The sequence below is a fragment of the uncultured Thiothrix sp. genome (assembly GCF_937876535.1).
Taxonomy (GTDB): Bacteria; Pseudomonadota; Gammaproteobacteria; order Thiotrichales; family Thiotrichaceae; genus Thiolinea.
Map to the genome: position 1 here is coordinate 332,616 of NZ_CALFHZ010000020.1, position 12,979 is coordinate 345,594.

General features: G+C 42.0%; 10 protein-coding genes. 9 read left to right on the forward strand and 1 reads right to left on the reverse strand.

What is annotated here, in order from left to right; translation table 11 throughout:
* Positions 1-17 precede the first annotated feature (17 nt).
* The gene (locus tag Q0230_RS13530; RefSeq protein WP_298610687.1) at positions 18-551 is read left to right on the forward strand and encodes a membrane integrity-associated transporter subunit PqiC; all 534 of its coding nucleotides are present in this window, start codon (positions 18-20) and stop codon (positions 549-551) included.
* A 3-nt stretch (positions 552-554) separates the two neighbouring features.
* Here Q0230_RS13530 and Q0230_RS13535 read toward each other — a convergent pair whose 3' ends face one another.
* The gene (locus Q0230_RS13535; protein ID WP_298610689.1) at positions 555-1,262 is read right to left on the reverse strand and encodes a GntR family transcriptional regulator; all 708 of its coding nucleotides are present in this window, start codon (positions 1,260-1,262) and stop codon (positions 555-557) included.
* A 210-nt stretch (positions 1,263-1,472) separates the two neighbouring features.
* Between Q0230_RS13535 and Q0230_RS13540 the strand changes: the two genes are divergently transcribed.
* From Q0230_RS13540 to Q0230_RS13575, 8 genes are all read left to right on the forward strand, one after another.
* Positions 1,473-2,183 (forward strand): ABC transporter ATP-binding protein, encoded by a 711-nt coding sequence (locus Q0230_RS13540; RefSeq protein ID WP_367274139.1) that lies wholly within the window; start codon positions 1,473-1,475, stop codon positions 2,181-2,183.
* On the forward strand, positions 2,180-4,636 hold the full coding sequence (locus Q0230_RS13545) for an FtsX-like permease family protein (RefSeq protein WP_298610690.1): 2,457 nt from the start codon (positions 2,180-2,182) through the stop codon (positions 4,634-4,636). Before Q0230_RS13540 ends, Q0230_RS13545 begins: the two co-directional genes overlap by 4 nt.
* A 93-nt stretch (positions 4,637-4,729) precedes the next feature.
* Positions 4,730-6,391 carry a hypothetical protein gene (locus Q0230_RS13550; RefSeq protein ID WP_298610692.1) on the forward strand — a complete coding sequence of 554 codons (1,662 nt, stop codon included), beginning with the start codon at positions 4,730-4,732 and terminating at the stop codon, positions 6,389-6,391.
* A 104-nt stretch (positions 6,392-6,495) separates the two neighbouring features.
* Positions 6,496-8,019 carry an EAL domain-containing protein gene (locus tag Q0230_RS13555; protein WP_298610693.1) on the forward strand — a complete coding sequence of 508 codons (1,524 nt, stop codon included), beginning with the start codon at positions 6,496-6,498 and terminating at the stop codon, positions 8,017-8,019.
* An 85-nt stretch (positions 8,020-8,104) separates the two neighbouring features.
* Positions 8,105-9,661 carry a hypothetical protein gene (locus Q0230_RS13560; RefSeq protein WP_298610694.1) on the forward strand — a complete coding sequence of 519 codons (1,557 nt, stop codon included), beginning with the start codon at positions 8,105-8,107 and terminating at the stop codon, positions 9,659-9,661.
* Positions 9,618-10,733, forward strand: a complete 1,116-nt coding sequence (locus tag Q0230_RS13565; RefSeq protein ID WP_298610863.1) for a glycosyltransferase family 4 protein — start codon at positions 9,618-9,620, stop codon at positions 10,731-10,733. Before Q0230_RS13560 ends, Q0230_RS13565 begins: the two co-directional genes overlap by 44 nt.
* A complete protein-coding gene (locus Q0230_RS13570; RefSeq protein WP_298610695.1) occupies positions 10,721-11,920 on the forward strand; it encodes an O-antigen ligase in 1,200 nt (399 codons plus the stop codon). Before Q0230_RS13565 ends, Q0230_RS13570 begins: the two co-directional genes overlap by 13 nt.
* Positions 11,917-12,978: a glycosyltransferase gene (locus tag Q0230_RS13575; protein WP_298610696.1), complete on the forward strand. Its 1,062-nt coding sequence runs from the start codon at positions 11,917-11,919 to the stop codon at positions 12,976-12,978. Before Q0230_RS13570 ends, Q0230_RS13575 begins: the two co-directional genes overlap by 4 nt.
* The last annotated feature ends 1 nt before the right edge of the window (position 12,979 follow it).

Here is a 12,979-nt window from a genome sequence, read left to right on the forward strand (position 1 = left end):
TTCTGTTGAGTTGTTTGGTGTTGAGCGCTTGTAGCAGTGTCAAGCCACAATATTATACTTTGGGTACCCCTAATCTAAGCTCGGTGGAAAGCCAGCATAAACCTGTGACTAGTATTGGTGTTGCACGGATTCGTTTACCCAGCCTGTTAGATCGGCAAGGCATGGTGGTACGTAAGGATAATTTCAGAGTTGAAGTCTCTGAGCAGGCACAGTGGGCAGGCGTATTACGCGATGAGGTGAATGAAAGTTTAGTTTCAGGCTTGCAAGCCGCTTTACCCAGTGCGCGGGTGCAAGTAGCCCCTTGGGAGTTAGAGCAAACGCCACAGTATTATTTAGCTGTGAGTATTTTGGAGTTTGATGGTGCGCCGCAAGCTGAGGCTAAACTGCGCGGCAGTTGGCAATTATTACAAGGCTCTTCCAATCGGTTGATTAAAGCCGGCAGTATGAGTTTTAAACGGCCTGTGGCTGGCAAAGAATTGCAGGATGTCGTACAGGTGCAGAATGAATTAATCGGCGATTTAATTCGCCAAGTGCTAGCGGTTTTGCCCTAAAGCTTAGTGATGACTGCCTAACTCTTCAGGGCTCATACTTTCTAAACGCTGCTTAGCGCGATCCCGCGACGCACGCACATGGTAACGCATGAGTAATTCAGCCATTTCGCCATCACGCCGCTCTAAAGCTTGCACAATCAATTCATGTTCTTGCATAGCGGTGCTAGAAAAAGCAGGGCTTAAACGCATCCGGTAAAAACGCACTAAATCATATAAGTCTTGGCAGAGCATCGTCAGTAAGCGTTGATTTTTACTGCCCTGAATAATACAGAAATGGAAGTCGACATCTGCATCTTGACTATAATCGGTTTTAGCAGGGCGCTCCGTGTGCAACAGGCTATCTTTGTGACGCGCAACTAAGGATTTAAGATGAGCTAATTCAGCCTCAGTCATATTCTTCGCTGCCAAGCGTGCCGCCATGCCTTCCATCGCTTCGCGAATTTGATAAATTTCCATCAACTGATCAATCGAAAAGTTGACAATACGCGCACCAATATTGGGGCGGCGAGTGACGAGGTTACAGTTTTCGAGTTTGCTAATTGCTTCGCGTAGCGAACCACGGCTTACCCCATAAATACTGGCAAGTTCAGGTTCACTGATCTTTTTGCCTGCAGGTAGTTCGCCTTCCAAGATGGCACGACGCAAATCTAAGAACAGGCGATCAGCAATCGTCACTGGTTCATAAGAATGACAGGCAGGGTGAAATGGCATGCTAGTGGTCTCAAGTCGATTTACGTGTTCTGTGTTTTTATGTTGACGATCATAGTCCAAAGAGACTGTTTTTTAAAGAATATACACAAGATTGTCGACAATTTTATTTCAGTCAAAATGAATTAATAACCATGATGGTTCAGGGCGCAAATGTGAGGCTGAGTAGATCTCTGTATAGTAGCTGCTTTATTTTGCCGACTACTGCTAGATATGAGTGAAATTGAGACTGTAATCGCTGTCAGCCATCTCCAAAAACAAGTGCTCGCTGCCGATGCCAATAATAATCAAGCTACCTTAAGCATTCTTTCTGATATTAACTTAAGTATCTCCTGTGGAACTTCAGTCGCAATAACAGGTGCTTCCGGTTCGGGTAAAAGCACCTTGCTAGGTTTATTAGCCGGTTTAGATTTACCGAGTGCGGGTAATATTGCTTTATTTGGGCAGGCGTTAACGACGTTATCAGAAGATCAGCGGGCTGCTTTGCGCTTGGGTAAAGTTGGCTTTGTTTTCCAGTCTTTCCATTTATTAGAGCATTTAACCGCGCTGGAAAATGTCTTATTACCGCTTGAACTAGGCAACAATAGCGGTGATCTAACACAACGTGCTTTAACCGCATTAGAGCAAGTCGGTTTAGCTGCACGTGCTCAACAATTAGTTACCAAATTATCCGGTGGTGAGCAGCAACGAGTGGCCTTAGCCCGGGCTTTTGTCACTCAGCCGAAACTGCTATTTGCGGATGAACCTACTGGTAATTTAGATCGGCACACAGGCCAAGAAGTGGCTGCTTTACTATTTCGTCTACAGCACGACTATCAAACAACATTGGTCTTAGTCACTCATGATGAGTCCTTAGCGGCTCAATGTGATGTTTGGTATCGCCTTGCTGACGGGCGTTTGCAACAACAGGAGCCATCAGCATGAACGTGTACTGGCGGCAATGGGCACGACGTTGGCGTTTGTCAGAAATGCGCCTGTTATTCTTAGCTTTATGGATTTCAGCCTTAGCGGTTGCAGCGGTAGGGTTTTTCACTGATCGGGTTGAGTCCGCAATGGAACGCCAGGCTAGCCAAGTTTTAGGGGGCGATTTAGTCGTAAGCTCCTCAAGGCCTTTGCCAGATGACTATCGGCAACTTGCCGCTAAGTTAGGCGCAAATAGGGCTGAGGTGATTAGTTTCCGCAGTATGTTGTCCTTTGATGAGTCTACTCAGTTGGTTCAAGTGAAAGCGGTGTCGACCTCTTATCCCTTGATAGGCGAATTACAGGGTACCAAGAACTTAAATGCGGCAAGTATCTCCTTAAAAGGACAATTACCTGCGAGTGGTCAGGTCTGGGCTGAGCCGCGTTTATTTCATGCCCTCCAAGTGCCAATGGATGCCACCGTAGTCTTAGGCAAAAGCCAATTTGCTCTAACAACTGCAGTGACAAAAGACCCCTCTCAAGGAGTGAATTTTTTCCAGATTGCGCCGCAAGTGATCATCCCTTTGGCGGATTTACCCGCCACGGGCTTATTATCGCCCGCAAGTCGCGCGGAATTTTCTTTACTTTTCACCGGTTCAGAGCAAGTTATTCGTGAGCTAAAAGCTAATTTAGAAGCCAAGCTAACGCCGACTGAGCGGATTCGCTCTTTGCAGGAGGGTGCGCAGAATGTTGAGCAAGCTTTACAAAGAGCAGGGCGGTTTTTAGGTTTAGCGGCACTGCTTAGTGTGGTCTTAGCCGGGGCAGCGATTGTCCTGACGGCGGCTAGCTTAGTTCGGCATGAAACCCGTTCGGTGGCCGTGCTTAAGGCTTTTGGGTTAGCACGGCGGCGCATTTTAGTTGATTATCTAGGTAATCTCTGGCTGCTCGCTTTAATCGCTGGTGTATTAGGTGCAATGGCAGGCTTTTTCTTGCAAGCTTTGCTCGCACACTGGTTAGTACAGGTGGTAGCGATTGATCTTCCTGGTGCAAGTTGGACTTCAGCTTGGGTCAGTATTGTGACGGCTTTAGTAATGGTCACAGGTTTTGCCTTGCCGGCCTTATTACGTTTATTAGATACCTCGCCTATGCAGATTTTGCAGGGCAGTTTGCCAGCACAGAAAACTTTAGCCAAGGTGCTCATTTTAAGTATTTTACCGGCTATTTTTCTTTTGCTATGGATTCAAGCACGCGAGTTGCGTTTAACGGTTTGGGTGTTTTTCGGCTTAATTGTTGCGGTTTTGTTGTTTTGGTGGGTCACTAAATTAGTCTTAAATGGCTTGGCACGCCTAAGTACTCGCCCTGCTTGGCAATGGTTGGCACTGATGCGCCAAAGTCGCCGCTCCTTGCTATTAGTCGTCGTGTTCGCGATGGGGTTATTCACTCTATTATTGCTCACTGCCTTGCGTACCGATTTGATCAATCGTTGGCAAGCGAGTGTACCTACAGATGCGCCTAATTATTTCTTGATTAATATTCAGGCTAATGAGCAAGCGCCGGTAGAGCAGTTTTTTCAGCAGAACCAATTACAAGCCACGCTCTATCCAATGATTCGCGGGCGCTTAGTGGAAATTAATCAACAGCCTGTTACGTCTGAAGATTATCCCAAGGCTGAAGCTAAGCGCATGTTGGAGCGTGAGTTTAACCTTTCTTCTTTTGCGAATTTCCCTGAAAGTAATACCTTGTTAGAGGGCAAATGGTTTGATACGCAAACTCAAGGTTTCTCCATTGAAAAAGGCATTGGTGAAACTTTAGGGTTTAAATTAGGTGATAGTTTAAGTTTTGATATTGCGGGGCAACGCTTTACTGAAAAAATTACCAGTGTGCGGGAGGTTCGTTGGGACAGTATGCAACCGAATTTCTTTGTGATTGCAGCGCCCGGAGCTTTACTCGATAAGCCTTATACCTTCATTACCAGCTTACATGTACCAAGCACTAAGCCCGAGTTGATTCCGCAGCTAATTCACCAATTTCCGAGCATTACCGCGATTGATACTAGCGCGATTTTGGGGCAAGTGCGTTCGTTGGTTGAACAAGCGACGCTAGCAGTGCAAGGGGTGTTTGCTTTTACGTTGGTGACCGGGTTGTTAGTGTTGTGGTCGGCTTTGCAGGCACAGAGGCCTGAGCGTCAACGCGAGTTAGCTGTTTTAAAGTCCTTAGGGGCAAGCTCGCAAGGTTTGCGTCAGCGTATTTGGCTGGAGTTTTTACTCTTGGGCGGTTTAGCTGGCGTATTAGCAGGCAGCTTAACGATGCTAGCGGCAAATCTCTTAGGTTATTATATGTTTGATTTAACTGTCAGCCTCAATCCATGGCTAATTATTCTTGGAGCTTTGGTTGGTGCTGTGCTGGTGGCAAGTGCGGCTTGGTTAAATTTGCGTAGTTTATTGCGAGTAGCACCGATGGTCTTGTTGAAAACTTAACAGTTTATCGGTTGACTCAAGTTTATCGGTAAAATATTAGCTACAATCGGAGGTAATTATAAAAATAAGCAACCGTATCTGAGTGAGGTAGGGATGGACACGACAGCAGAACGTCAGGATATTTCGCGTTACACGATTCCTTTAAGTGAGTCGAAAGCGAAAGAATGGATTGATTCTTTATCGATTACCGACTTTGGTGATACGACTAAGCGTGTCTATCATGGCCTAGCCGATTTGAATCGGCGCTCACTCTCTCCTGTGGTACGGATTCGTCTTGGCGAGCGCTTACGTCCTACCTTCGAATTAATGCTGAAAAATCTTAATCGGCATTTGAGTTGTCGAGCTTTTCCTTTACCTGAGCGCGGTCAGCGTATTTTCGATCTAAACCAATCTTTACTCCTAGAGTTTTCAGGTCTTTATCAATTAGCTGCGCTGGATATGATCACTCGCGATGAGGTGAATAAACGTGCTTTGCAAACCGCAATTTATCGAGTAATTGACTATTTAGGTTTGTATTTGATTAGTACTTATTCGGTGTATGTGCGAACTCGCGAATCAATTTGGCATGATATTCATCATATGTATCTATTAGCTAGTGAATATGGCTTAGATAAAACGCGTCTGAGTGATGGGCGTGAGGGTGCCAATAGTATTGAAGAGCGATATGTTCAATTAAATGTATTAACACTCTTTAAGCCCTATAGCTTGCGCCAAGAAGAAGTTGTACGAATTGCACGGTATGTACAGTCGGTTACGCATTTAATAAAAATTTCTAATGAGCCTACGCATTTAGAGGCTAATCAGGATTTCGTTCATGCGGCTATACTAAATAACGATGAACCTGCTGTGATTATGCCCTATCGAGACTTACCGCATTCACCGACTGTCCGAGTTTTTAATCTAGCGCCAGTTATTTTAGATTTAGATCGACAGATTCAGGAAATATCTAAAGAACAAAATTCAGGTTTAATTTTAAGAAATGGTCTAAGCCGAAATTTACTGAAACGCATGGTTTTTCATTTAACCTCGATTCGTAATCGTCAATTTAACCGTTTCCCTAAAGAAGAAAAGATGGCGGTTGTATTGGGGATGCAAGGGGTATTAGACGCTATACATCAAGCCTATCGTGGTGGTAGTTCTGCTCAAAAGCGTGAGGAGGATATTTTATTTGATAATATGTTATATGGTGAAGCGAGTTTAGTCACAGGGAGTAAACGCAATATCGCTGAGCTGACGAGTAATATGCAAATCTGGGATTTGATTAATAGTAGTATTGGTGGCTATGGTTTGCGTTGGACACATAAGGAAAGTTCTGCGGTTCGTGTTGGTGAGTTAATTGGGTTACGTGACATTTCCCATGATGATAATGGCTGGGTAGTCGGTGTGGTTAAATGGATGGAGTATATTGCTAAGCAGGGCTTATATTGCGGCGTAGAGTTACTCTCGATTAAAGTACAAACTTTAACAGCAAGTGCAGTCTTAAACCGCGAGGTTACCAATAAATTTCCACAACAAGGTTTAATGTTACCGAGAGTCGATGGTTTGCGTGAAGATCCAGTATTAATTTTACCTTCGTATATTTTTCAGACGGGCGATAAAGTAGCGATTGATTTACAAGGCCGTGCAGAACAAGTGGTCTTATCCTCACTTGATGAATGTCTAGGTACTTTTGCACATTTCCGCTATAAGCTGCTTACCGAGGAAGATAAAAAACCAGCTGAGGATGATTTTGATAGTCTATGGGCAGAGCTATAGATAAATTTGATAGCTTAATCAGTCTGTCAAGCCACTCGATACGATGGTCGGGAAAACCGGCCTTCTGACTTTTGCCTAGCCGATAACTTGGTATCTTCCACAGTATGAGTCAGCATACTGTGTCTTGTGTCATTGTTCATCAGAGCGTCACCTTTAGCCAAATCTTGGAGGCTGCTCTACGCAAGACTCATTTTGAAATCCAACTAAACTATGCCAAAAGCTGGGCTGAGTTAGAAACTGCCTTAGTCGCTGCACCAGCCTTAGTCTTTTGCCCCAGCGATTTAATGCAACAACGCGAAGAGCGTATTCTAGATTTAATCCAACAGCGTTCCCCTGATTCGATTTGTGTCAAAGTTTCTCAACGACATTGGGAACCTTTAAGCACTCGGGTATTAGCAGTTGAATTGTGTGCCATTTCTGTTGGGGACGCGGACTTACTTCAGCAGCAAATCGACTATCTATTAAATTATAGCAGCTTAAAACATCGCTTTCGGCAGTGTAAACATTTGCTCAGTATTGCCGAGCTACGCTGTCAATGGCTAGTCGATTATGCACGTGAACCTGTAGCCTTTGTAGCCCGTGGACGGCATTTACATGCCAATGTGGCCTATCTATCCTTATTTGGCTTTAGCTCAGAATCTGAGGCCTTAGCGACTCCGTTATTGCGTTTAATTTCTACAGATGAACGTGAGGTCTTTAGCTCTTTATGTGCGAATGCTGAACGTAGTGCTTGTCCTTCCAACAAGCTACTATTGACTTTAAAGCGGTTTGATAACAAGCCATTCCGCGCTGAAATACGCTTTATTCCTTCAGTATTTCGTGGTCAGCGCTGTGTGCAATTACATGTACACGCATTAGTAGAAGCCAAAGAACAAAACTTACCAAATCCTTGGAGTCAACCTGTGGTTGCACATCCTCCTGGAAAGAATGGGGCAGGACAGAAATTACAAGCACAGTTTCAGGAAACTTTAAATCTACATGCGAATACCCATGCCTCCTTATTAGTGGCTGAGCCGAATTTACTGCTAGCGAATGGTAAGACATTAAATTATACAAGCTTGGTTCGAAGTGCACAGCAGCGCGGGCGTTTTCAATTAGATTGGTGGAATGTGCGTAGTGCTTTATTACATCCTTTATTACAGCGCAAACAAAATAACAATAATCTAATTTTAATTAGTTTAGGAGACTGGATATTTAAGCAAGCCACCCAAGTAAAAGCCTTAGTAAAGCTGTTGAATGCTAATCAGCGTCTAGCACGCCAATTAGTGCTTGCTATCCCAGTAGATGCTTGCCTTGCTCATTCCGTGTTGGCACGCCAAGTCTTGCCGGCTTTAAAACATAGCGGTGCGCGTTTAGCTTTAGACCAAGTGAGTTCAGTTAATGCCTCCCTGTTGGCTCAAATTAAACAATTAGATATTCAATTAGTACGCCTAGCTCCCGAGTTGGCCCACTCCATAGTGGGGCAGCAAGTTGTTTCACAACAGCTCTATGATTTGATTCAGACTTTTTCCCAAGCTGAGCTAGCCGTTATTGTCGATGGGGTACGTGATATTACTTCTCTTAATTTGCTGTGTTTAACGGCCGCTACGTATTTGCAAGGTGAAATCTTGAATAAGTTTACACGCTAAGCCTATGAAAAATCATCCACTTACGATTGCTTTAGTCATTGAAGATATTTACTTACCTGCCTGGCAAGTAGCTATGTTGAGACGTTTGGCTACTCAAGAAGGCTTAAAAATTGAATTGGTTTTATTAGCAGATAAACCTAAAGGTTGGCCATTAAATCCAGCAAAGTTTAGTTTTTTCAAAAAAATACAACGATTGGAATCTAAACTATTAGAAGCCACTGAAGCTGCGGACCAACTTGAAAATATTAGTGGTTTATTTGATGGGAGCTTTATCAAATTAACAGCTGATAGTGCTAGACAACAGTATTTCGAAAAAGCAATTAATCTAGTAATTAACTTAAGTAGTAGTTCTAAGTTACCTCGTTATCTAATTGAGCATTCGAATTATGGAGTTTGGCATTATTTTTATAATAGTCACTTAGAACGAGATGTCAGCTGGGCAGGTATACAAGAGTTTAATTTAAATCAAGAAGGTATCCTTAGCGGTGTAATGGTTTACAGCAGTTATTTTACAAAACCACGCTATTTATGGGTTTCTTATACGAGTAAGCAATGTTTGCTGAGTAAAACACGAGATAATTTGCTATGGAAGATGCTCGAATTTATGCCAGTACTCTGCCAGCAGGCTGCTAGATTTGAATATGGTAAAAGCTTTATCCAAAGCCGCCATCTTGCTACCTTAATTGATAAAGTAGTTAGCTTAGAAAGTATTTGTTATTGCGCTTTATGGACAGAAAATTTTTTAGTATTAGCACTTGGATTTCTTTACGCACATATCAAACGCTTAGTTTATAAGCTGGCACTCAATAAAACTTGGATCTTATTAAAATCTGAGCAAGATCCAGTACAAAATTTTAAAAAAACCGATCAAGCACAAGTTCTGTACACTGTGGCTACAGGTTTTGTTGCTGATCCTTGCTTGATAGAAGAAAACGGGGAGCAATATGTTTTTTTTGAAGAATATGTTGAAGCTACTCAGCGTGGTCGCTTAGTTTGTTTGAAGCTACAGGACTGTTCGACTAAACCAGAACCTCTAATTGTTTTAGAAAAAGATTATCACCTATCTTACCCTTTTGTTTTTAAGAGTGAAGGTCTTTGGTATTTAGTTCCAGAGTCGGCAGAAAATCGCACGATAGATTTGTATCGTTGTGTACGGTTTCCTGATCAGTGGGAGTTTGTAAAATCCTTAATGACGAATATCGATGCTTATGATGCTACTTTTTATCAGTATTTAGGGCGTTGGTGGATGTTTGTCAATTTACGCCCTCATCCAAGTACTTCGCCAAATGAACTGCTTTATTTGTTCTCAGCAGATGATTTGCTAGCTGATCATTGGCAAGCACATCCAGCTAATCCTATTATAAATCATGCAGATAAAGCCCGCTCTGCGGGTGCTTTATTTGAGCGTGATGGGGTAATCTACCGGCCGTCTCAAAATTGTGCAGGCTCTTACGGACGTGGCTTGAATCTAAATGCCATTATCGAGTGGAATGAGCATACTTATAAAGAAAAAACGGTAGCTCAGTGTATTCCTCAAGGCCAAGCATCTTTACATGGGATGCATTCCTTTTCTTGCCTAGGGAATACTGTCATCAGTGATGGTATTTATACGCGTAAGCGTTGGCAGAAAGCATATGTCTAACAAAAAAATTGCCTTCGTCATTCATTCCCTAGGACGGGGAGGGGCTGAGAAAGTCGTTTCTGAATTGTCAATTTATTGGCAAAAAAAAGGTTATAAAGTCAGTCTGATCCTGTTTGATAATCAAGTAGGTTATCCAGTTGGTGGAGAGTTAATTAATTTAGACTTACCTTCTGGAGAAAGTTTTATTGAGCGTGGAATAATTTTATTAAAGCGTGCTTGGCGCTTGAAGAAAGTTTATCAAAAAACAAATTTTGACCTAGTTATTGCAATTATGGAATCTGCGAGTTTCCCTTCAATTCTAGTTAATCCACAAACCATTGCTTCTAATCACTGTAATCCAGATTTATATTTTTCTAATGCTGAATGGAAGCTCGCAAAATATTTATTTCCTAAAGCAAAAAAAATAATATGTGTTTCACAAGTGGCTATGCAGGTATTTAGAAATAAATTACCTCCCAGTACTCTCTTAGGCACTATTTATAATCCAGTGGATTTTGGGCGTTTAGCTTATTATGCTCAACAAGAAGCTGCAGTTCATGTAGATGGAAAATATATTATTGCAGTGGGACGTCTAGAATTACAAAAACGCCTTGATCGACTTTTACAAGCCTATGCTGAGAGCAAGTTACGCCATGAGGCAAAACTTTTGATTTTGGGGGAGGGTAGTTTACGTTCCCAACTAAAAAAGCAAATTGATGATCTAGGCTTGAGTGGTCAGGTCTTAATGCCTGGTAATATAGAAAATCCACATCCTAATATAGCTAAGGCTGAGTTTTTGGCTCTCTCTAGTGATCATGAGGGCTTTCCCATGGTATTGATTGAGGCTTTAGCGATTGGTAAACCTGTCGTTTCTACAGATTGTGCGACTGGACCAAATGAAATTATTCAGCATGGGCAGAATGGTTTATTAGTACCTGTCGAAAATACTTTAGCTTTACGTGATGCGTTGGATGAGCTTTTTTTTAATAAACCTTTATATCAACACTTAAGTCACAATGCTGCATCGTCAGTAGCCCATTTATCAGTGGATGCGATTGCAACTCAATGGGAGGCGTTAGCATGGAAAGCATAAGAAAATTAGCCTTGCTTTGTCTACTGTTGTTCATTTTTGCAGTTCCAACGGATGGTTTATGGACTATTGCCGGATTAGCATTAGTGAAAATATCAGGCCTATTATTATTTGGAATGGTGGCATTACTAATCATTAGTGGTGATAGTATGCGTGGGTCACCTTGGTTTTTTATCACCATGACCGCCTATATTTGCTGGATGCTATTTAGCTTTCTCTGGACTTGGATGCCTGTTAATTATGAAACCAGCCTTGCCATTAATAGTGAGCAATCGATTAAAGAATATCTCTATTTATTTATGGCAGTTTTGCTTGCTTTTCAAGTAGTGCGTACTGAACAAGATTTAAACTTGGCTTTTGCTGCGTATTTATTGGGCGCAATTGGCCTAACTTATTTTCTAGTTCGTGGTTATGATCCTAATAGTACCACAGTTAGACATGAAATTAGAGGTTTTGACGCTAATGAAACCTCCTTGCAATTATCATTGGGTTTGCCAATGGCTTTGTATTTATTATTGCTTGCTAAGTCATGGTTGTTGCGTGGTCTAGGTTTAGTTTATATTCCCATTGTTCTCTTTGGGATTTTTATTACGGGTTCACGAACCGGCTTTATCACTGCCTTACTGGGTTTTATTGGGTTGATCCCTTGGTTTTGGCGTACCAAATTTATTTGGAAATTAGTTGGTCTAGGTTTTTTCGTAGTAATCGCCTTAGGTGTAACAAGTATGGTGCCACAAAAAACTTTAGATCGTTTATTTTCTTCAGGTACTGAATTAAGTCAAGGCACTCTAAGCTCGCGTAGTATTACTTGGTCCCGAGCCTGGTTGGAAATTAATGAAGCTCCCTTTTTTGGTAATGGTTTAAGTTCATTTCGACGAGTGATTAATAAATACAATATCGATTATACTGCGCATAATAGTTATATTGCTATTATGGTAGAGCAAGGTATTGTTGGTTTACTGACTTATTTAGCAGTTATTATTACAGTATTGTTGCAGGCTTTTAAAATACCAACTGAACAACGCCTGTTAATGCTCTCTCTATTATTTATTGCCATTGCAGGTCAGTTTACTTTAACTTTGAATGGGCGTATGTTTATTTGGTTCGCTTATTTATTTATTGTAATTAAAGCTAATCTTGAGTATCAACCTCAGCAAATTAATCAAAACTATCAATTGAGGCTGGCATGAAAAAAATAGCAATTGTTATTGGTGATTTAGGCATGCCAGGTGGAGCGGAAAAGGTAGCTGCTGATTTGGCTACGGAGTTTCATCAACGTGGGCATGATGTGACTGTAATCACTTTTGAAGAAAAGAAAAAATCAGGTTATTTACAAACACCTGCTAAGCACTTACATCTCTCTATGCCTTCCCGTGAAGGTGGTCTATTTAACCAGTTAAGATTATTAGCAGAGCGAGTTTGGACTTTTCGCAAGATTTTTAAGCGTGAACAGTTTACGCATATTTTTTCTTTTTTAGAGTCTGCTAATGTGCCTTGTGCTTTAGCCAGTCCCTTAGCACGGGTATCAGTTCATATTGATCCAGATGAATGGACTGAACGTCAGCAAACAATTATTAAGCTTGCTTTTAGGCGTGCTTATAAAGTCGTGGCTCTCACTAATAGCATGCAGAATAAACTGCAAACTCGGCTACAATTAGACAATGTAGTGCGTATTTATAATCCGGTGATGACGGATTTAGTGCATCAACGGGCTAAGGAAAATATTCAGCTTGATCAGCCTTTCATTTTAGCGGTAGGGCGCTTAAATCATTTAAAACGCTTTGACCGCCTTATTGCTGCCTATGCTCAAGCGAATGTTTCCGCTAAATGCTTACTGGTCATTTTAGGCGAGGGTGAATTGAGAGCCAGCTTAGAGAAACAAATCCAAGCTTTGGGCTTAAATGAACGTGTATTGCTTTTAGGTTATGAGTCTAATCCTTATAAATATATGACTCGAGCAGAATACTTGGTTATGAGTAGTGATACAGAGGCTTATCCAGTTGTTTTGATTGAGGCTTTAAGCTTAGGTTGTCCCGTTTTAAGTACAGATTGTCCAAGTGGGCCACGCGAAATTATACGTGATGGTGAAAACGGCTTATTGGCAGCAATGAGCGAAACAGCACTAGCAGGTGGTATAGAGCGTTTGTGTACAGATGCACAATTACGTGAGCGTCTTTCTCGACAAGCTCCTAGCTCAGTGCAAGGTAATGATATTCGCCAAGTTGCTGATGCTTGGTTGGCAGTCTGAG